The following is a 20,188-nucleotide window of genomic DNA, read 5'->3' on the forward strand; positions in this document are numbered from 1 at the left end:
GGGGCGGTCTGGCGACCGCGCGGCGGCCTGACGGCCTTGATTCCGCGCGGATCTCACAACCGTTCGAAGCGGCTGACCTCGCCAAGGTTGTTGAAGAACGGAACGCCCGGTTGACCGGCCCCGGACAGGATGGCGCCGATTTCGGCCAGCACCACCTCGGTGATGAAGGGCATGTCGAACTGGCGCACCTCGTCGAGCGGCACCCATTGCAGGTGGCTCAGCTCATCTTCGGCGCGGCTGAAATCGTCGGGGTCATTGGCCAGCGATGCGGCATCGGCCAGAAAGAACCGCGCGTCAAAGCGGCGGGGGCGGCCCGGCGGTGTGATCGCGCGAAAGACGTAGCGCAGCGCAGCCCCGTCGGGCAGGTGGCCGGTGGCGAGATAGCCGCGCCAGCCGCGCGGCGCCTCGATCTGGCCGGCACGGTCGTCGCGGGTTCCCAAAAGCAGGCCGGTCTCTTCCCACAACTCGCGCGTGGCGGCGTTGAGCAGCGTCTCGGCCGGGGTCGTGCTGGTGTTGGCAAGACGCGCCGCGCAATCGGGATCGGGCGCGGTGCCCACGGGTATCGTGGCATCCACCGCATCGACGGCCCCGCCGGGAAAGACGAATTTCGACGGCATGAACACCGCGCCATGGCCGCGCTGCCCCATAAGGACGCGGGGACGCGTCGCCGCGTCTCGCACCATGATGATCGTTGCCGCGTCGCGGATGGGGATGTCGGTCACAGCCCGTGCATCCTCTTGGCCCATTGCAACGCCACGAAGGCCCCCTTGAAGCGGGGCAGAAGGTAGAGCGACAGCGCCACCGCGCCGATGGTAAAGCCGATGGCCATTTCCAGCGGCTCGGGGCGGAACCGGATGAAGACTTCGAGCATCGCGACCACCATGACATGGCCGACCACGAGGATGGTCAGGTAGGCCGGGCCGTCATCGGCGCGCGCCTTGCCGAGGTCGAGGCCGCAGACCTCGCATTCGGGCTTGAGCTTCAGGTAGCCTTGCAGAACCTTGCCCTCGCCGCAGCAGGGGCACCGCCGCCGCCAACCGCGCCGCAACGCCTGCCCAAGGGGCCGCTCTTCGGGGATGTTGTTTACCATGTCCGTGGCCATGTCCGGCCTCCTCGCGCGTTTCGAAGTCTCGATGCTTGTCGCGGGTAAATAGCACTCAACCGCCCACTCCTGAACCCCTGTCGGCCCGCGTCAAATGCCCGCCGTAGCGTCGCGCGAGAAAAAAAGTGCGCCGGAACCGACGGAACCCCGGCGCTGTCCCGTGGAAAGGTCAGACAGTCAAACAAGGAGATGTGCTGATGTCGATCAAGAAAGCCCTGCTGCTGAGCGCCCTGATCCCGCTTGGCCTTGCCATGACCCTGCCCGCCGCCGCTATGGGGCCGGGTGGAAACGGCGGTCCGGGCATGGGACGCCCCGCCTTTGCCGATCTCGACACCAACGGCGACGGCCAGTTGACGCTGGAAGAAGTCACCGCACTGCGCGACGCGCACATGGCGGCGGCAGATACCGATGGTGATGGCAACCTCAGCCGTGACGAGATGATCGCCATGGCGATGACCGGTGTCGAGGCCCGCATCGACGCGCGCATGGCACAGTTCGATGACAACGAGGACGGTATGCTCAGCCCCAACGAGCTGGACGACATGCGCCCGCGTGGACCCGGCCCCGAGCAGATGTTCGCCCGCGCCGATCGCAACGGCGATGGTGTGGTGACCGAGGCAGAGTTCGACCAGATGGCGGCCATGGGCCCGCAGAACCGGGGTGAGCGCGGACATGGCATGATGGACGGCGACGGCTATGGCCATCGGATGGGGCACGGCCAAGGCCAGGGCCACGGTTTCTGGCTGCGCAATGGCGATGCCGACTGAGCTGACAACGTCAGGGGGGCCGCCGCTGCGCGGCCTCTCTTCCCCCGCCGTTCGCGGCGGGCTAGGACAGAGGAATGGAGCCCTTGGACGCCGAGTTGGACCAGCTTCAGGACGATGCCCTGATGGTGCTGTTCGCCAATGGCGAGCCGGCGGCGGCACGGATTCTGACTGCGCGGCTATTGCCGCGGGTGCTGAACCACGCGGCGCGCGTACTGGGCGACCGGGCCGAGGCCGAGGACGTGGCGCAAGACGCTATGCTGCGGTTGTGGAAGGCCGCGAAGACATGGACCGCCGGGGGCGCGAAGCCCTCGACATGGCTTTACCGGGTGACCGCGAACCTTGCAGTGGACCGGTTGCGGCGCGCCGGGCGGGCCGTGGGGCTGGACGACACGGACGAGCCAGAGGATGATGCACCGGATGCCGAGGCACGTCTGGTCGAGGCGGGCCGGATGGCCGCGCTGGATGCGGCCCTCGCCCGGTTACCGGAACGGCAGCGCCAAGCGGTGGTGCTGCGCCATATCGAAGGGGTCTCGAACCCCGAAATCGCCGACGCGCTGGAGATCAGCGTCGAGGCCGTCGAAAGCCTGACCGCGCGCGGCAAGCGGGCGTTGGCCAAGGCTCTGGCCGGACAGAAGGAGGCCCTGGGATATGACGACTGACAGGGACATGCTGGACGAATTGTTCGCCGAGGCGCGCGACGCCGAGACGCCGGGCGATGCCCTTGTGGCGCGGGTGCTGGCGGATGCGGCGCGGGTGCAGGGCGAGACGCCGTTGTCCGACATGGCCCCGGTGCGGGGCGGCGGCGGTGGCTGGCTGTCGGGGATCGGGTCGTGGCTTGGGGCCGGGGGCCTCGTGGCGGCAACGGCGGCGGGGCTGCTGATTGGCGTGACCGCCCCCGACACGGTGGATAGCGCGCTTGGTGGTCGGCTGACCGATCTGGGGCTGGTGGCGCAGGACGATCTGGTGCCGACGCTCAGCTATCTGCTGCCCGGCGGAGGGGGATAGGACATGGACGAGACCACCGAGACGCCGCGCAAACGCCCCGGACGGGGGCTGAAAATCGCCCTCGGGCTGAGCCTTGCCCTGAACCTGCTGGTTCTGGGCGCGGTTGGCGGCGCGGTTCTGAATGGCGGTCCCGATGGCCGACTTCACGACCGGATGGATCTGGCACGGACGCTGGGGCTGGGGCCGGTCGGCGCGGCGCTGGACGGGGCCGACCGCGATGCGCTGATGGACCGGGCCCGGCAAGACCGGGACGATCTGCGCGCCCGCCGCGAGGGGCTGCTGGCCGATACGCTGGCCTTTGCCGAGGCGGTGCGCAGCGACCCCTTTGATCGCTCTGCCGCCGCCGCCCTGCTGGAAGACCAGCGCGCGCGGGTCAACGGGTTGCAGCAATGGGGGCACGAGGCGCTGCTGGACCGGTTGGACCGGATGCCGTGGGAGGCGCGCGCCGCCTTTGCCGATCGCCTGACGAGCGCGCTGAGCCGACATCAGCATCGCTGACCGATCGCGGCACCGCCGGTCAGGCCGCCGTGGCCGAGACCGTCACCTGATTGCGCCCCTCATGTTTGGAGCCGTACAGCGCCCGGTCCGCCCGCTCGATCAGTGCGACTGCGCCCTCGCCCGCGTCGACGGCCATGGCCAACCCGACGCTGAGCGTCACCGAAATCGGGTGCGGCGCGGCATCCGGCACCGGGCGGGCACCGATGGCCTCTCGCACCCGTTCGGCGCAGAACAGCGCCGTGTCCGGGTCGGTGTCTTGCAGTGCGACGAGAAATTCCTCGCCGCCGAGCCGCGCAATCAGGTCGCCGGGCCGCAAGGTGGCGCGCAGGCGCTTGGCCACGGTGGACAACACCCGGTCGCCCGCCGCATGGCCGTGCCGGTCGTTGACCAGCTTGAAATGATCGAGGTCCAGCATCATCACGGCCACCCCCCGGCCCGGCGCGGCCAGCATCCGGTCAAGCCGGCGCAGCGCGTAGCGGCGGTTGTGCAGCCCGGTCAGGCTGTCGGTGACGGCCAGTTCCAACCCTGCCTCGACCGTTTCGCGCAGCCGATCCGATTGCCGTTTCCGGCGCAGTTGGGTCTGGATGCGCACCGCCAGTTCTTCGGGCCGGAAAGGATCGTAAAGGATGTCGCCCGCGCCCAGATCGAGCGCGACCGCCCCCCGTTCGGCATCGTTGCGCGGCAGGATCATCACGGCAGCGGCATGGCGTGTGGCGGGGCGCGAGCGCAGGTCGGACAACAGCCGCAGACCATCGTTGCGCGCGCCAAGATCGGCGGCAATCACGTAGACGTCGGGGGCGCTGCCCCCGCCCGGCACGCCGCCGGGCTGCGCCTGAAGGGCGCGTTCGCGGGGCAGCACGTCATACCGGCAGCTGCCGCGCGGTTCCAGCGCGCGTTTCCACGTCAGGCCGGTCGCCGGATCGGGGGCCACGAGCGCCACCTTGCCCGGCCCGTCAAAACCGCTGGCGGTTTCGGAAAACCCGAGACCGGCGTAGGAGTCTTCCCGCAGGCGCAATTCGCGCTGGATTTCATGGGCGCGCAGCAGCGACCGGACCCGCGCCAGCAGCGTGATCTCATCGACCGGCTTGGTCAGGTAATCGTCCGCCCCGCATTGCAGCCCCTGCATCTTGCTGGCGTGATCGCACAGGGCGGTGACGAGGATGATCGGAATATCGGCTGTCGCCGGGTCGGCCTTGAGCCGCTGACAGACGCTGACCCCGCTCATGTCCGGCATCATCACGTCGAGCAGGATCAGGTCGGGCTGTTCCGACGCGGCCAGCCGCAGCGCGGCCTCTCCGCAATCGGCCTGCAATACGCTGTAGCAGGCCGCCGCGAGCTTGACCTTCATGACGATGCGATTGGTGGCCACGTCGTCCACAACAAGAATACGCCCTGTCATCGAATGCTCCGCCGCTGTTTCTCTCTGGGCTTTCTTCCTTCTTGCGCCCAAAAGGTTAACAAACCCTTTAGCCGCGAGGAGGCAGAGTAAGATGACAGAGAGCAGGGCCGAGGAAATCGCGTTGCTGGCCATGGGCTGGCTGGCGGGCAATGACGCGTTGTTGCCAGTCTTCATGGGGGCCAGCGGCGCCTCGCTCGACGACCTGCGCAAAGGCGCGTCTGACCCTGCTTTTCTTGGCTCTGTGCTGGATTTCCTGATGATGGATGACGCGTGGGTCATCGCCTGCTGCGACTCGCTGAGCCTGCCCTACGAGACGATGTTGCAAGCGCGTCAGGGGCTGCCCGGCGGAAATCTGCCGAGCTGGACCTAGTGTTTCTGGCCCAACGCAAGAGACCCGCCCAGCCCCTTTTGCCGTCATGCAGCCTGTGGGAAACCGCGGCCGCAGGACGCCGCGCATCATCGCCGGGCCGTCCCCCGGCACGTCGATTTGGCCGGGCTTGGCGCCCCGCTCTGGCCTATGTATTTCGCATGTTCGAGAAGGGCAAAACCGGTTCCCACTGGTGCCCGACATGCGCCGAGGCCAAGTTCAGCCCGCGGGCGCGGTTTCACCTGCGCTGAGCTTGCCAAGCAGGCGCTTGAGTTCCTGCTGTTCGGCGGCGGTCAGCTTGGCGTTGAAATGGTCCATGTTCTCGGAACAGACGGGCACCGCCTGAATCATCCGGTCATACCCGGCCTGTGTCATCGTCACCTCGGTCATGCGGCGGTCTTCCCGTCCGATGGCGCGGCTGATAAGCCCCTCGTTTTCCAAGGCCCGCAACGCGCGCGATGTGGCGGTGCGGTCGATCCCGACAAAGGCGGCGATGTCGGACGGGTTCTTCAGCCCCTCTTCGGCTACCGCCAGCAGGATGCACCAACCGATCCGCGTCAGGCCGAAATTGCGCAGCCCATCCTCGACCCGGCGTTCGACCAGTCGGGCGGCAAGCGTCGCGTGATAGCCGATGCTGTCATGCAGCCCGTATTTCTTTGAGTGTCCATCCATGATTGTCATGGACAATATTTCGCGCTCTTGGTCAAGGCTTTCGCATGCACGGGTGACAAAATCGTTACGGATCGGCAGTATGTGGCCCACGGGAGGACATTTCATGATTTCTGCGATCCTGTTCGACAAGGACGGCACTCTTTTTGACTTTCAAGTCAGCTGGTCGGCGTGGGCTGTTGCCCTGCTGGACGATCTGGCACAGGGCGACGCGGCGCGGGCGGCGCAGTTGGGCGATCTGGTCGGATTCGACTGGGCCACGCGGCGTTTCCGTCCTGACAGCGTTGTCATCGCCGACACCGATGACGAGATCATCGAAGCCTTGTTGCCAGCCTTGCCCGGCGCCACCGGCGCGGCCCTGCGCACCCGGATCGGGCTGGCCGCGGCCCAGGCCCCGATGTGCGAGGCGGTGCCGCTGGCCCCGTTTCTCGATGGCCTCAAGGCGCGCGGGTTGCGCGTCGGGGTGGCCACCAATGACAGCGAGCAAGTGGCCCGCGCCCACCTGACCCAAGCCGGGGTGCTGGACCGGTTCGATTTCGTGACCGGCGCCGACAGCGGCCACGGTGCCAAGCCCGCCCCCGGCATGTGCCTCGCCTTTGCCAAGGCGGTCGCGGTCCCGCCCGAGCGGGTGCTGATGGTGGGCGACAGCCTGCACGACCTCTGGGCCGGGCGCGCGGCCGGGATGCGGACACTGGCCGTGCTGACCGGCATGGCCGAGGCCGGGGTGCTGGCCCCCCATGCCGACCACCTGCTGCCCGATATCGGCGGACTCGACGGGTTGCTCGACTCTGACAATCGCCTGCCGCCGACTCTTCCGGCGCGAAATCCGACGCAAACGGAATCAGAATCCGTCGCTATCTGAAAACTAACCCGCCGGTCGCTCGTCCACTCTGATCGCAACAGGATCGGAGAGGAACCGAATGACCGACGCAACCCCCCGCCGCCGCCGCGCAGGTGGCCGCCGCGGACATGCCGACCGCGCAGGACACGCCGTCATCGACCAGATGCCGTGGCGCATTCCGGTCAACCCCGACCGTCCGGTCGAGCCGCTGACCGAAGAGGGGGTGCAGGCGATCCACCGCGGGGCCATGCGCATCCTGTCCGAGATCGGGATCGAGTTCCTCAACGAAGAGGCGGTGGCGTATCTCAAACAGGCCGGGTGCCTCGTTGACGGCACCAATGTGCGCATGGACGAGGATTTCGTGATGGACATGGTGGGCCGCGCGCCCGACCGGTTCACGATCACGCCGCGCAACCCCGAGCGAAAGCTGACGATCGGCGGCAATCACATCGTTTTCGGCAATGTCTCGTCGCCGCCCAATGCCTGGGATATGGAACGCGGAAAACGCTCGGGCGATTTCGAAACCTACAAGGAATTCCTGAAGCTTACCCAGTATTTCAACTGCATCCACTTCGCCGGGGGCTATGCGCCCGAACCCATCGACGTGCATGCCTCGGTGCGGCATCTGGAATGCCTTTATGAAAAGCTGACGCTGACCGACAAGGTGGCCCATGCCTATTCGCTCGGGCGCGAGCGAGTCGAAGACGTGATGGAGATGGTGCGCATCGCGGGTGGTCTCAGCCCGGAAGAGTTCGCAGCCACGCCGCGGATGTATACCAACATCAACTCGGTCTCGCCGCTCAAGCATGATTTCCCGATGCTGGAAGGCGCGATGATCCTGGCCCGTGCCCGGCAGGGGGTGATCGTGACGCCCTTCACGCTGGCGGGGGCGATGGCCCCGGTCACCATGTCCGGTGCGGTCACGCTCAGCCTTGCCGAGGGGCTCGCCGCGATTGTCCTTTTGCAATACATATCCCCAGGATGCCCCGTCGGAATTGGCACCTTTACGTCAAATGTCGACATGAAGTCCGGGGCCCCTGCCTTCGGAACCCCGGAATACATGCGCGCCACCCAGATGACCGGCCAGATGGCCCGGTTCTATGGCCTGCCGATGCGCGCCAGCGGTGTGTGTGCCGCCAACGTGCCCGATGGGCAGGCGATGTGGGAGACCTCGAATTCGCTGTGGTCGGCGGTGCAGTCCGGCACCAACATGGTCTATCACGCGGCGGGCTGGCTGGAGGGCGGGCTGATCGCCTCGCCCGAGAAATTCGTAATGGATTGCGAAGTCTTGCAGATGATCCAGCGCTATTTCGAACCGGCGCTGTGGTCCACGGGCGACGAGGATATCGCCATCGACGCGATCCGCGAGGTCGGCCCCGGCGGGCATTACTTCGGGGTTCAGCACACGCAGGACAGGTATCAGGATGCCTTCTATGCGCCCATCGTCAGCGACTGGCGCAACTACGAGGCGTGGGACGCCGCTGGCGCCGTCTGGACGGCGGAACGGGCCCACAATATCTACAAGGAGATCATCGCAGGCTTTGAAGCGCCGCCGATGGACGAGGCCGTGCGCGAGGAATTGCGCGCCTTCGTGGACCGCCGCATCGCCGAGGGCGGCGCACCGACCGATTTCTGAGACTGCACCGGGGGCAACCGTTTCTTAACGATTGCCCCCTAACACTGGCCCTCGAAACAGTGGGAGTCAGCGACATGCATGGTCTGGTAAACCGTGCCCTTCAGGGGTTCCTGACCGATACCTATGGCCAGGAGATCTGGGACGAGGTGCGCAGTCAGGCGGGGCTGCCGGTTGATGGCTTCGAGTCGATGTTGCACTACGAGGATCAACTGACTGCCGACACGATCTCGGCCGCGTCCGCCGTGCTGCACAAGGACCGCTGCACCCTGCTGGAAGACCTCGGCACCTACCTGTTGTCGCATCCCAACCAAGAGGCGCTGAGGCGCCTGTTGCGCTTTGGCGGTGACCGGTTTTTCGATTTCATTCAATCGCTTGACGACCTGTCGGGGCGTGCGCGGCTGGCCGTGCCCGATCTCGACATGCCCGATCTGACGATCCGGCAGGACAACCGCAATCGCTTCGTTCTAGAGGTGCGGTGGGGTCTGCCGGGGGCGGGGTCGGTGTTTCTCGGGGCGCTGCGGGCGATGGCGGACGACTATGGAACGCTCGCCTTTTTCGAGGCGGGCGAGGGCGAGGAGGGCGTTGAAACCGTCGTGATCGAGTTGCTGGATCAATCCTTCTCGGCCGGGCGCAGCTTTTCCCTTGGGGAGCATCCGGCATGATCCCGGACCGGGTGATCGGGCTGCCCGGGACGGCGCTGGATCAGGTCATGCCGATGCATCTGTGGTTCGGGGCCTCCGGGTTGATCAACCGGGCCGGGCCGACCCTTGGCAAGATCGCCCGCGACGATCTGCGAAGGCGCCCGCTCTTTGACGTGCTTGATATCAAGCGCCCCCGGATCGCCGCCACCATACCCGCGCTATTGTCGTTGCAGGGGGTGCGGCTGTCGATCTGTCTGCGGGCCCGCCCCGACCTGCCATTGCGAGGAATGGTGGTGGCCTTGCCAGCGGGCACCGGCGGTTTGGTCAACCTCTCGCTCGGTCTGTCCTTTGCCAAGGCAGTGGCCGATTGCGGCCTGACGCTCAAGGATTTTTCCCCCTGTGATCAAACGGTTGACCTGCTCTATCTGCGCGAGGCCAACGCCGCCATCGCACATGAATCCCGTCTGTTGACGGGGCGGCTGCAAACCGCCCGCGCCGCCGCCGAAGAACAGGCCCTGACCGACACGCTGACGGGGCTGGCCAACCGCCGGGCGATGGATTCCGCCCTGAAATCTCTGACCGACGCACCGATGCCGCGGTTTGGCCTGATGCATCTCGATCTCGATTTCTTCAAGGAAGTGAATGACAGCCTTGGCCATGCCGCCGGCGATCATGTGCTGACCCATGTGGCCGATGTCCTGCGCTCGGAAATCCGGTTGGGCGACGTGGTGGCGCGGGTCGGCGGCGATGAATTCGTGCTGCTCTTCCGGGATTGCGACGACCCCGACCTGTTGCAGGCCATCGGGGCGCGGCTCATTTCCCGGCTTGAGGAGCCGACGATTTTCGACGGCCAGCCCTGCCGCATTTCCGCCAGCGCCGGCTCTGTCCTGGCCTCGCGCTATGACCGGCCCGATCCCGACCGGATGCTGAACGACGCTGATATCGCGCTTTATGCGTCGAAAAACCGGGGCCGCGCACAGCATACGCTGTTCGAGGAGGATCTGCTTGCCCTGCCGCCGAACCGGGCCCGCCCGAATTGACCGGACCCGCGCCGGGGCGCGGGCCTGTGTAAGGGGTCTTTGCAAGGGGCCTTACGCAGGGTCAGGCCGCCGGGGTGGCCTGAAGGCTTTGCACGCCCACATCGCCCTCGCGCGCCGCGCGCATGGCCAGCGCCGCCGCATGTGACCCTGCTGCCGTGGTGTAATAGGGGATCTTGTCATAAAGCGCGACCGAGCGGATTTCGCGACTGTCTTCAACCGCTTGCGCGCCCTCGGTCGTGTTCATCACCAGTGCGATCTCGCCATCCTTGAGCAGATCGACAATGTTCGGGCGCCCCTCGTAGACCTTGTTCACCGTCTCGCAGGCCAGCCCGTGACCGGCCAGCCAGTCGGCGGTGCCGCGGGTGGCGACCAGCGTAAAGCCAAGGTCGATCAGTATCTGCGCCGCCTCCAGCATCACCGCGCCCTTGTCGGCATCCTTGATCGACACGAAAACGCGCCCTTCGGTCGGCAGGTGGGTGCCCGCCCCGATCTGCGCCTTCAGGAAGGCGCGGGGGAAGGAAATGTCCCATCCCATGACCTCGCCGGTCGAGCGCATTTCCGGCCCGAGAATGGTGTCGACGCCGGGAAACCGGGCAAAGGGCAGTACCGCCTCTTTCACCGAATACCAAGGCATGTTCGGATCGGCCAGCGTCATCGGGTCGGCGCCGGGCAAGGTGCCCGGCTTGGCGCCGTCGGGGTAGGGCGCGCGCATCGGGAAGGTGGACAGCGGCTCGCCTGCCATCAGCCGCGCCGCGATCGACGCGATGGCGCTGTCGGTGGCCTTGGCGACGAAGGGGACCGTGCGGCTGGCACGCGGGTTCACCTCGATCAGGTAAACCTCGCCCCCCTTGACCGCGAACTGCACGTTCATCAGGCCGACCACGTTCAACGCCAGCGCCAGTGCGTTGGCCTGCTCCTTGATCACCTCGATGATCTCTTTGGGCAGGGAATAGGGCGGCAGCGAACAGGCGGAGTCGCCGGAATGCACGCCGGCCTCTTCGATATGCTGCATGATCCCCGCGATATGCACCTCTTTGCCATCGCAAAGTGCATCGACATCCAGTTCGGTCGCGCCGTCCAGATAACTGTCGAGCAGCACCGGGCTATCGCCCGAAACCACCACGGCCTCGGCGATGTAGCGCTTGAGGTGGTCCATGTCGCGCACGATTTCCATCGCACGGCCGCCCAGAACGTAAGAGGGCCGGATCACCAGCGGAAAACCAAGTTCTTCGGCGATGGCAATGGCCTGCGCGTCGGTCGAGGCGATGCCGTTCTTGGGCTGCTTCAGCCCAAGCCGGTTGACCAGGTCCTGGAACCGCTCGCGGTCCTCGGCAAGGTCGATGGCGTCGGGCGTGGTCCCGAGGATCGGAATGCCCGCCTCTTGCAGCGCGTTGGCCAGCTTCAGCGGCGTCTGGCCGCCGAACTGTACGATCACGCCGTGCAGCGTGCCTTTTGCCTGCTCGACCCGCATGATCTCCATCACGTGTTCAAAGGTCAGCGGCTCGAAATAGAGGCGATCCGAGGTGTCATAATCGGTGGAAACTGTCTCGGGGTTGCAGTTGACCATGATGGTTTCATAGCCAGCCTCCGTCAGCGCGAAACAGGCGTGACAGCAGCAATAGTCAAACTCGATGCCTTGGCCGATCCGGTTGGGTCCACCGCCCAAAATCACTACTTTTCGGGCATTTGAGGGGCGCGCTTCACATTCTGCTTCACCCATCACGCTGTGTTCATATGTTGAATACATGTAAGGAGTCTGTGCTTCGAATTCCGCCGCACAGGTGTCGATCCGCTTGAATTGTGCGGTTACGCCAAGGTTGACGCGTGCCCGCCGCACGTTGTCTTCGTCGCGGCCCGTCAGCTTGGCAAGGCGGGCATCGGTAAAGCCCATCATCTTGACCGCGCGCAGGCCCTCTTCGGTCACCGGCAGGCCGTCCTTGCGGATCTGCTCTTCGGTGTCGATGATCTCGCGGATACGGGCTAGGAACCACGGATCATACGAGGTGATGGCCTGGATCTCGTCATTGGTGAACTCGTGCCGCATGGCTTGCGCAATCACGCGCAGGCGGTCCGGGGTCTGCTCGCTCAGGGCCTTGGAAATGGCGGCCTTGTCGGGGGCACCGGGAATGGCGATCTCGTCAAAGCCGGTCAGGCCGGTTTCCATCGAGGCCAGAGCCTTTTGCACAGACTCGTGAAAGCTGCGCCCGATGGACATGGCCTCGCCCACCGATTTCATCGCGGTGGTCAGATGGGGCTTCGATCCGGGGAATTTTTCAAACGCAAAGCGCGGGATCTTGGTGACGACATAGTCGATCGTCGGTTCAAAGCTGGCCGGTGTCACCTTGGTGATGTCGTTGTCCAGCTCATCCAGTGTATATCCCACGGCCAGTTTTGCCGCAATCTTGGCAATCGGGAAGCCGGTCGCCTTGGACGCCAGAGCAGATGACCGCGACACGCGCGGGTTCATCTCGATCACAACCATGCGCCCGTCTTCGGGGTTGATCGCCCATTGCACGTTGGACCCGCCGGTTTCGACGCCGATTTCGCGCAGCACGGCGATGGAGCCGTTGCGCATGATCTGGTATTCCTTGTCGGTCAGCGTCAGGGCCGGGGCGACGGTGATGGAGTCGCCGGTATGCACGCCCATCGGGTCCACGTTCTCGATGGAACAGACGATGATGGCGTTGTCGGCGGTATCGCGCACCACCTCCATCTCGAATTCCTTCCAGCCAAGCAGGCTTTCATCGACGAGGATCTGGTTCACCGGCGAAGCATCCATGCCCGAACGGCAATAATGGATATAGTCCTCGCGGTTATAGGCGACGCCGCCGCCGGTGCCGCCGAGGGTAAACGCTGGCCGAATGATGGCAGGCAGGCCGATGCCCTCCAACTCGTCCAGCGCCAGTTGCACGCCGGCCTCAAGATCGGCCGCGCCGTTGTCTTTCTTGGGCGCGGTGATGATGGTGGCCTTGGGGTTTTCCAGCCCGATCCGGTCCATCGCCTCGCGGAACAGCCTGCGGTCCTCGGCCATTTCGATGGCTTCGCGCTTGGCGCCGATCATCTCGACACCGTATTTCGCCAGCACGCCCATTTCTTCCAGCGCCAGCGAGGTGTTCAGCCCGGTCTGCCCGCCCATGGTGGGCAACAACGCGTCGGGGCGTTCTTTTTCGATGATCTTGGCGACGATCTCGGGGGTGATCGGCTCGATATAGGTCGCATCGGCCAGTCCCGGATCGGTCATGATCGTGGCCGGGTTGGAATTGACCAGGATGACGCGATACCCTTCCTCGCGCAGCGCCTTGCACGCTTGGGCCCCCGAGTAGTCGAACTCGCAGGCCTGTCCGATCACGATGGGCCCCGCGCCGATGATCATGATGGATTGGATATCGGTTCTCTTAGGCATGGCGTGTCCCCGGCAGCAGACATGAATGCACGGCGGCCAAAACGGCGCGCGCAAATTGTTCTGCGTTTTAGGGAATACAGGCGCAGGCGCAAGGGGGGTCTGGAATGAATCTTTTTCTGCCGCATGTGGCCTGTCGGATCGGCAAGAAAGGGCCTATCACTCCCTGACTGGATTGAATCACCTGTTTGAGGCGGCACCACGCCATGCGTATCACCTTTGATCATGGGCCAAGCGGGGACCGTGAGAAATTCGAGTCGCCCCGCAGGCTGATCGTGGCCGACAGCCCCGAAACCGTGCCCGATGCCTTGGTGGCGCTCGACGATGCCCGGGCTCAGGGAATGTGGCTTGCGGGTTATGCAAGCTATGAGCTCGGCTACGTTCTGGAACCCCGCCTGCTGCACCTGCTGCCCGAGGCGCGGCGGCTGCCGTTGCTGGCCTTCGGCGTCTACGACGGCCCGATCCCGGCGCAGGGGGCTGCCCGCATGGTTGTGCGCCCGCGCGATGTGTCGCCAAGGTGGAGCCTCGGGCGGTATTCCGACGCCTTCCGCGAGCTGCACGAGCTGATCGGGCAGGGCGACCTGTATCAGGCAAACCTGACCTTCCCTATCGACATGGAACTGCCGGGCTACAACGCGGCCTCGCTCTACGAGGCGCTGATGCAGGGGCAGGCGGTCGGATATGGGGCGCTGGTCGAACAGATCGAAGGCCCCGACATCCTCAGCCGCAGCCCCGAGTTGTTTTTCCGCACCACCACCGACGGAGTGGTGCAGACCCGACCGATGAAGGGCACGCAACCCCGCGCCAGGACGCAGGCGGAAGACGAGGCGCGCAAGGCGTTCCTGCGAACGGATGAAAAGAACCTCGCCGAGAACCTGATGATCGTCGATCTGTTGCGCAACGACATCAGCCGCGTCTGCGAACCGGGCAGCGTGCATGTGCCCGAACTCTTCACGGTCGAAAGCTACGCCACCGTTCACCAGATGGTGTCGCTGATCGAGGGCCGGTTGCAGCCGGGCGTCGGACTGTCCGCCATCCTCGCCGCATTGCACCCCTGCGGGTCGGTCACCGGCGCGCCCAAGATCCGCGCGATGGAGGTGATCCGCGCGTTGGAACCGTGGCCGCGCGAAATCTATTGCGGCAGCATCGGGTGGGCTGCCCCCGATGGCCGCTCGGAATTCAACGTCGCCATCCGCACCCTGATGCGCGACAAACCCGGCCATGCGCTGCTGAATGTGGGCGGCGGCGTGGTGTGGGATTCGACGGCCCAATCCGAATACGAGGAGGCGCTGTGGAAAGCCCGTTTCCTGAGCCAGTTCCTGCCGGAACCCGGCTGATCGAAACCTTCTTCTGGTCGCCCGAGTCCGGTGCGCCGCGTTTGACAGCCCATCTCGTCCGGATGGCGTCCAGTGCCGTGGCGTTCGGCTTTCCCTTCGATGCGGCCAAGGCCCGGCCCATGCTGGCGGGGCTTGGGGATGGTCCCCTGCGCTGCCGCCTGACCCTTGGCGCGGCAGGGGACCTGGAGCTGACCACCGCCCCCCTGCCGCCTGTCGCCCCCGGCCCGTGGCGCGTGGCGATCCATCCCACGCGTCTGCGGACGGGCGATCCCTGGCTGGCCCACAAGACCACTCATCGCGCGCTCTATGACAGCGCCCGCGCGGCGCTGCCTGCGGGGGGCGACGAATGGCTGTTCCTCAATGACCGTGACGAGCTTTGCGAAGGCACGATCACCAACCTTCTGGTCCACGTGGACGGGCAACGCATCACGCCGCCCCTGTCCTCGGGCCTGTTGCCGGGCGTCCGCCGGGCCGAATGGATCGCCGCAGGCGCTGTCGAGGCCCCGGTGACACAGGCCATGCTGGCCGCCGCCACGATGCTCACCTTGGGCAATTCACTGCGCGGCGACATCCCCGCCGGTCTTCTCTGACCCGCGATAGATGTAGTCGCGCGCCAGCGGCACCGCCTCTTGTCGGCGGGCCATCTGGTACTGGAACACGCATTGGCGGGCGTTGCGAAAGGTCATTTCGCTGGCCTTGAGGTAATAGCGCCACATCCGCGTAAAGCGCGCGTCATACAACGCTCGCGCCTCTTCCTCTCGGGCGGTGAACCGATCGTACCAATGGCGCAGCGTTTCGGCATAATGCAGCCGCCAGACCTCGACATCCGTCGGATACAGCCCCGCCTTTTCCACCTGCGACGACATTTCCGACAGCGCCGGAACATAGCCGCCGGGGAAGATATACTTGGTGATCCACGGGCTGGTGGTGCCCGGTGGCGAGGCCCGCCCGATGGTGTGGATCAGCGCCACGCCATCCTCGGTCAGCCGGTCGTGCACGGTGTTGAAATACGCGCGGTAATGCGGCGCGCCCACATGCTCGAACATGCCGACCGACACGATCCGGTCGAACTGTCCCGTCACGGCGCGGTAGTCCATCAATTCGAACCGCACCTTGTCTGAAAGCCCGGCCTCTTCCACCCGCTGGCGCGAATAATTGAGCTGCTCTGTCGACAGCGTCACGCCAAGAACCTCGGCCCCGAAATCGCGCGCCAGCGTCAGCGCCATGCCGCCCCAGCCCGAGCCGATCTCGAACACTTTCATCCCCGGCTCCAGGCACAGCTTGCGTGCGATATGGGCCTTCTTGGCCGCCTGCGCCTCGTCCAGCGACATGCCGGGATGGGGGAAATAGGCGCAGGAATACTGCCGGTCGGCGTCGAGGAACAGATCATAGAGCCGCGCCGAGAGGTCGTAGTGATGCGCCACGTTCGCCCGCGCTTTCGGGGCTGGGTTCCACTGGTCGATGCGCCGCCGCGCCAGCCGCAGCACATGGGTCAGCTTGCGCCACCACAACCGGTCCGAGCGGTCGATATTCTGCATCAGAACGGTAAAGAACAGCCCCAGATCGTCGTCCTCGACCACAATCGTGCCGTCCATGTAGCCTTCGCCAAGCGCCATGTCGGGCGACAGCGCCAGCTTGCGCGGCAGGTCAGGCTCTGTCAGCCGGATCGCAATTCCCGGTCCGGGGCGGCCTTGGTAAACGCGTTTCACGCCGTCGGGGAAGGTCACTTCGAACGTGCCGACCGTAATCAGGCCGCGCAGCATGGTGTCGAGCAGTTTGTCCCACATCCTTTTCAAAACCTCCGTTTTGGCCGGATCTTGTGTCCCAATCTGACCGCTACTTTGCCAAATTCAGCGAAAAAATAAAGTTTTCCGCACCGTTAAGCCGGAAGCGGCCAAACCCGGCCCGCCCATGGCTTGACTTCGCCGCCCCAAGCGGGTGTATCGGCGCGGTGAAATTCCAATCCCCGAAGGGACAGAAACCCATGCATGCTTTCCGCAGCCATACCTGTGCCGACCTGACCAAGGAAAACGTGGGCCAGACCGTGCGCCTGTCCGGGTGGGTCCACCGGGTGCGCGACCACGGCGGCATCCTGTTCATCGACTTGCGTGACCATTTCGGCATGACACAGGTTCTGGCAGACCCCGACTCGGCGGCCTTCGCCGATGTGGAAAAGGTCCGCTCCGAATGGTGCATCCGCATTGATGGCGAGGTGAAGGCCCGCGACCCCGAACTGATCAACCCGAGGATTCCGACTGGCGAGGTGGAGGTCTTCATCCGCGAAATCGAGGTTCTGGGCGCCGCTGGCGAACTGCCGCTGATGGTCTTTGGCGATCAGGACTACCCCGAGGAAACCCGCCTGCGCTATCGCTTCCTCGACCTGCGCCGCGAGAAGATGCAGAAGAACATGAAGCTGCGCTCGGACGTGGTCCGCTCGATCCGCCAGCGCATGTGGGACAAGGATTTCAACGAATTCCAGACGCCGATCATAACCGCGTCCAGCCCCGAAGGCGCGCGTGACTTCCTGGTGCCGTCACGCCTGCATCCGGGCAAGTTCTACGCGCTGCCGCAGGCTCCGCAGCAGTTCAAGCAATTGCTCATGGTCTCGGGCTTCGACAAATATTTCCAGATCGCGCCCTGTTTCCGCGACGAAGATCCGCGCGCCGACCGCTCGCCCACCGATTTCTACCAACTCGACCTGGAAATGAGCTTCGTCACCCAACAGGACGTGTTCGACACCATCCAGCCGGTGATCGAAGGCGTTTTCGAGGAATTTGGCGGCGGGCATACCGTCGACAAGCACTGGCCGCAGATCTCTTACAAGGACGCGGCGCTGTGGTATGGCACCGACAAGCCCGACCTGCGCAACCCGATCAAGATGCAGGACGTGTCCGAACATTTCGCCGGGTCCGGGTTCGCCATCTTCGCCAAGATCCTGGAACAGGACGGCACCCAGATCCGCGCCATCCCCGCCCCCACCGGCGGCAGTCGCAAGTTCTGCGACCGGATGAACAAGTTCGCGCAGGAACAGGGCCTGCCGGGGATGGGATATATCTTCTGGCGTAAAGTTGATCCCTCCGGCGGAGGTGATGGCGAAGGCGGCGGCTATGGATTTGGGGCTGCCGCTGCTAACGATCCGTCTCACCTTGCAGCACTTGCGAAGGATGGGATCGTATACGACCATGGGCAAAAACACTTCTTTGAAGCCGCAGGTCCACTCGCCAAGAACATCGGCCCCGAACGCACCGAGGCGATCCGCAAGCAATTGAAATTGGGAGCGGGCGATGCGGCCTTCTTCCTTGGCGGCAAGCCCGAAAGCTTCGAGGCCGTGGCCGGCCGCGCCCGTACCGTCATCGGAAACGAACTGGGCCTCACCGAACAAAACCGCTTCGCCTTCGCCTGGATCGTCGATTTCCCGATGTACGAGGCCGACGAGGAAAGCGGCAAGATCGACTTCAGCCACAACCCCTTCTCCATGCCGCAGGGCGGGATGGAAGCGTTGGACGGCAACCCGCTCGACGTGCTCGGCTATCAGTATGACCTTGCCTGCAACGGCTATGAACTGGTGTCCGGCGCGATCCGGAACCACAAGCCGGAAATCATGTTCAAGGCCTTCGGGCTGGCGGGCTACGGCGAAGACGAGGTGCGCAAGCGCTTCGGCGGCATGGTCAACGCCTTCCAATACGGCGCCCCTCCGCACGGTGGCTGCGCGGCGGGCATCGACCGCATCGTGATGCTGCTGGCCGACGAGGCCAACATCCGCGAGGTCATGCTCTTCCCGATGAACCAGCGCGCGGAAGACCTGATGATGAACGCCCCCTCCGAGCCTGCCCCGGATCAGCTCATGGAACTGGGCCTGCGCGTCATCCCGCAAGAGGATTGATCGGTTCGGGGCCGCATCCCGGCCTCGCCATGCCCCCAAGGACTTGCCCTTGTGTCGGAAATTCCGTTTTCTGGCGGGCGGGGACAGCAAGGGGATGATGCATGTCAGAGAAACGATTCGGCGACCCGGTGCCCGATTGGGTCGTCCCGTCACGCCCGACAATGGCCCCGCTGACGGGGCGCTACGCGCGGCTTGTGCGGCTTGACGCCGACACCCACGCCGCCGACCTGCACCGCGCCAATTCCGCCGATGACGCGATCTGGGATTACCTACCCTACGGGCCGTTTTCCTCAGCCGCAGCCTATCACCGGTGGGCCCGCCAGATCACGAGTGGCGACGACCCGCTGTTCTATGCTGTCCAGTCGGTCGAGACCGGCCATTTCTGCGGCGTCGCCAGCTATCTGCGGATCACCCCCGACATGGGCACGATCGAGGTCGGCCACATCAACTTCGCCCCCGAATTGCAGCGCAGCCGCGCCGCGACCGAGGCGCTTTTCCTGATGATGCAATGGGCTTTCGACGCGGGCTATCGCCGTTTTGAATGGAAATGCGACGCGCTCAATTTCCCGTCGCGCCGGGCCGCGCAGCGCTTGGGGTTTTCCTACGAAGGCACCTTCCGGCAGGCCGCCATCGTCAAGGGCCGCAACCGCGACACCGCATGGTTTGCCTGTATCGACAGCGAATGGCCCGCCCTGCGCGAGGCTTATCGCGCATGGCTCGACCCGTCCAATTTCCGCGCCGATGGCCAGCAGGTCGAACGCCTGTCCGACCTGACCCGTCTGGTGCGCGTGGCCGCCGATCCGGCACTGCCCTAAACCGTCGCCATCCCCGCCACCCGGTCGGCCAGCAGGGCACGCAGGTTCGCGCGGTCGGCATGGGCAGGGCGCGGCGGCAGGGCGCGGGCGGTTTCCAGCAGGCCGGTATCGCGCGACACCCGTGCCACCCCAAGCAGGAAGCGCCGCAAATAGCCCGTGGGCACCGGATCGCTGTTCAGCAGGTCCAGCGCATGGGCCAGATCTTCGCGCAGGGCCAGTGGGTCAGGCTCTACCCCGTCCGCCGCCACCGTGCGCGGGCCGCGCGGGTGCAGGTGCGGTGGCAGCGGGTCCAGAATAGCCTGTTGAAACGCGGCAAGGCTGTCGACCGGTTTCGGCAGGAACGCGTCCGCCCCGGCCTTGGCCGCATCGCGCGCCGCCGCCGCCCGCTCGGCCCCCGAGGTGGCCAGCAACACCGGCACCCGCGGGACCGCCCCGGCCATTTCCTCGATCAGCGACAGGCCCGACCCGTCCGGCAAGCCAAGGTCGATGATCACCGCCGTCGGGCGGTAGGTGTTCAGATGCCGATGCGCCGAGGCAAGGCAGTCGGCCCGCCGGATGCGCGCCCCCGACCGCAGGCACATCAGGCGCAGCGCCTCTGACGCGAAGCGGCTGTCCTCGACCACCAGCACGGTCATTCCCGCAAGCGGGCGGTCCGCTGTCGGTGTCGGCTGGAAAAACGGGATCTCGTCCCGCACGCATCTGTCTGTTCGGTCCATGTCCAAAAGCCCCCAATGGCGATTCTCCCCTCGATTAAACCGCCACAAGGTTGACCGAGTGTTAATGCCCCC

Annotated in this window: 20 protein-coding genes; 13 read left to right on the forward strand and 7 right to left on the reverse strand. The window is 65.4% G+C overall.

Annotated elements, in window-relative coordinates; all coding sequences use genetic code 11:
• Positions 1-53 precede the first annotated feature (53 nt).
• Both BKY27_RS06215 and BKY27_RS06220 read right to left on the reverse strand, forming a co-directional pair.
• Positions 54-722, reverse strand: coding sequence for an NUDIX hydrolase (locus BKY27_RS06215; RefSeq protein WP_267888886.1), 669 nt, complete (start codon positions 720-722; stop codon positions 54-56).
• The gene (locus tag BKY27_RS06220) at positions 719-1,102 is read right to left on the reverse strand and encodes a DUF983 domain-containing protein (protein WP_071673582.1); all 384 of its coding nucleotides are present in this window, start codon (positions 1,100-1,102) and stop codon (positions 719-721) included. Before BKY27_RS06220 ends, BKY27_RS06215 begins: the two co-directional genes overlap by 4 nt.
• 197 nt (positions 1,103-1,299) lie before the next feature.
• Here BKY27_RS06220 and BKY27_RS06225 point away from each other — a divergent pair, with 197 nt between their 5' ends.
• The 4 genes from BKY27_RS06225 to BKY27_RS06240 all read left to right on the forward strand — a co-directional run bounded on the left by BKY27_RS06225 (position 1,300) and on the right by BKY27_RS06240 (position 3,372).
• Complete coding sequence (locus tag BKY27_RS06225) at positions 1,300-1,869, forward strand: EF-hand domain-containing protein (RefSeq protein ID WP_071673583.1); 570 nt, start codon at positions 1,300-1,302, stop codon at positions 1,867-1,869.
• Between the two features lie 74 nt (positions 1,870-1,943).
• Positions 1,944-2,528 carry an RNA polymerase sigma factor gene (locus BKY27_RS06230; protein ID WP_071673584.1) on the forward strand — a complete coding sequence of 195 codons (585 nt, stop codon included), beginning with the start codon at positions 1,944-1,946 and terminating at the stop codon, positions 2,526-2,528.
• A complete protein-coding gene (locus BKY27_RS06235; protein WP_146636194.1) occupies positions 2,518-2,874 on the forward strand; it encodes a hypothetical protein in 357 nt (118 codons plus the stop codon). Before BKY27_RS06230 ends, BKY27_RS06235 begins: the two co-directional genes overlap by 11 nt.
• Before the next feature lie 3 nt (positions 2,875-2,877).
• Complete coding sequence (locus tag BKY27_RS06240; RefSeq protein WP_071673586.1) at positions 2,878-3,372, forward strand: periplasmic heavy metal sensor; 495 nt, start codon at positions 2,878-2,880, stop codon at positions 3,370-3,372.
• Between the two features lie 19 nt (positions 3,373-3,391).
• Here the strand turns inward: BKY27_RS06240 and BKY27_RS06245 are convergent, their stop codons facing one another.
• Positions 3,392-4,771 carry a diguanylate cyclase gene (locus BKY27_RS06245; RefSeq protein WP_071673587.1) on the reverse strand — a complete coding sequence of 460 codons (1,380 nt, stop codon included), beginning with the start codon at positions 4,769-4,771 and terminating at the stop codon, positions 3,392-3,394.
• A 91-nt stretch (positions 4,772-4,862) separates the two neighbouring features.
• On the opposite strand from BKY27_RS06245, the gene BKY27_RS06250 reads away from it, so the two are divergent.
• Positions 4,863-5,141, forward strand: coding sequence for a DUF3572 domain-containing protein (locus tag BKY27_RS06250; protein WP_071673588.1), 279 nt, complete (start codon positions 4,863-4,865; stop codon positions 5,139-5,141).
• A gap of 216 nt (positions 5,142-5,357) precedes the next feature.
• Here the strand turns inward: BKY27_RS06250 and BKY27_RS06255 are convergent, their stop codons facing one another.
• Entirely contained in the window at positions 5,358-5,810 is a 453-nt protein-coding gene (locus BKY27_RS06255; protein ID WP_071673710.1) for a MarR family winged helix-turn-helix transcriptional regulator, read from the reverse strand.
• A gap of 103 nt (positions 5,811-5,913) precedes the next feature.
• Here BKY27_RS06255 and BKY27_RS06260 point away from each other — a divergent pair, with 103 nt between their 5' ends.
• From BKY27_RS06260 to BKY27_RS06275, 4 genes are all read left to right on the forward strand, one after another.
• Positions 5,914-6,669, forward strand: coding sequence for an HAD family hydrolase (locus BKY27_RS06260; RefSeq protein WP_071673589.1), 756 nt, complete (start codon positions 5,914-5,916; stop codon positions 6,667-6,669).
• A 58-nt stretch (positions 6,670-6,727) separates the two neighbouring features.
• Positions 6,728-8,284 carry a trimethylamine methyltransferase family protein gene (locus BKY27_RS06265; protein WP_071673590.1) on the forward strand — a complete coding sequence of 519 codons (1,557 nt, stop codon included), beginning with the start codon at positions 6,728-6,730 and terminating at the stop codon, positions 8,282-8,284.
• A 74-nt stretch (positions 8,285-8,358) separates the two neighbouring features.
• A complete protein-coding gene (locus BKY27_RS06270; protein ID WP_071673591.1) occupies positions 8,359-8,946 on the forward strand; it encodes a heme NO-binding domain-containing protein in 588 nt (195 codons plus the stop codon).
• Positions 8,943-9,965: a GGDEF domain-containing protein gene (locus tag BKY27_RS06275; protein ID WP_071673592.1), complete on the forward strand. Its 1,023-nt coding sequence runs from the start codon at positions 8,943-8,945 to the stop codon at positions 9,963-9,965. The genes BKY27_RS06270 and BKY27_RS06275 overlap by 4 nt, the downstream gene beginning before the upstream one ends.
• A 61-nt stretch (positions 9,966-10,026) precedes the next feature.
• Here BKY27_RS06275 and carB read toward each other — a convergent pair whose 3' ends face one another.
• Positions 10,027-13,368: a carbamoyl-phosphate synthase large subunit gene (carB, locus tag BKY27_RS06280; protein ID WP_071673593.1), complete on the reverse strand. Its 3,342-nt coding sequence runs from the start codon at positions 13,366-13,368 to the stop codon at positions 10,027-10,029.
• Between the two features lie 203 nt (positions 13,369-13,571).
• On the opposite strand from carB, the gene BKY27_RS06285 reads away from it, so the two are divergent.
• Both BKY27_RS06285 and BKY27_RS06290 read left to right on the forward strand, forming a co-directional pair.
• Positions 13,572-14,702: an aminodeoxychorismate synthase component I gene (locus BKY27_RS06285; RefSeq protein WP_071673594.1), complete on the forward strand. Its 1,131-nt coding sequence runs from the start codon at positions 13,572-13,574 to the stop codon at positions 14,700-14,702.
• Positions 14,657-15,292: an aminotransferase class IV family protein gene (locus BKY27_RS06290; protein ID WP_071673595.1), complete on the forward strand. Its 636-nt coding sequence runs from the start codon at positions 14,657-14,659 to the stop codon at positions 15,290-15,292. Before BKY27_RS06285 ends, BKY27_RS06290 begins: the two co-directional genes overlap by 46 nt.
• Here BKY27_RS06290 and BKY27_RS06295 read toward each other — a convergent pair.
• Complete coding sequence (locus BKY27_RS06295) at positions 15,257-16,489, reverse strand: SAM-dependent methyltransferase (RefSeq protein ID WP_071673596.1); 1,233 nt, start codon at positions 16,487-16,489, stop codon at positions 15,257-15,259. The two genes, BKY27_RS06290 and BKY27_RS06295, sit on opposite strands and share 36 nt — an antisense overlap.
• Positions 16,490-16,686: 197 nt before the next feature.
• Between BKY27_RS06295 and aspS the strand changes: the two genes are divergently transcribed.
• Together aspS and BKY27_RS06305 are read left to right on the forward strand one after the other, a co-directional pair.
• Positions 16,687-18,585: an aspartate--tRNA ligase gene (gene aspS / locus BKY27_RS06300; RefSeq protein WP_071673597.1), complete on the forward strand. Its 1,899-nt coding sequence runs from the start codon at positions 16,687-16,689 to the stop codon at positions 18,583-18,585.
• Between the two features lie 101 nt (positions 18,586-18,686).
• A complete protein-coding gene (locus BKY27_RS06305; RefSeq protein WP_071673598.1) occupies positions 18,687-19,400 on the forward strand; it encodes a GNAT family N-acetyltransferase in 714 nt (237 codons plus the stop codon).
• On the opposite strand, the gene BKY27_RS06310 is transcribed toward BKY27_RS06305, so the two are convergent.
• Positions 19,397-20,116, reverse strand: a complete 720-nt coding sequence (locus tag BKY27_RS06310; RefSeq protein ID WP_071673599.1) for a response regulator — start codon at positions 20,114-20,116, stop codon at positions 19,397-19,399. The two genes, BKY27_RS06305 and BKY27_RS06310, sit on opposite strands and share 4 nt — an antisense overlap.
• Positions 20,117-20,188: the final 72 nt, after the last annotated feature.

Origin of the sequence: Nioella nitratireducens (genome assembly GCF_001879715.1) — a bacterium.
GTDB classification, from domain to species: domain Bacteria; phylum Pseudomonadota; class Alphaproteobacteria; order Rhodobacterales; family Rhodobacteraceae; genus Nioella; species Nioella nitratireducens.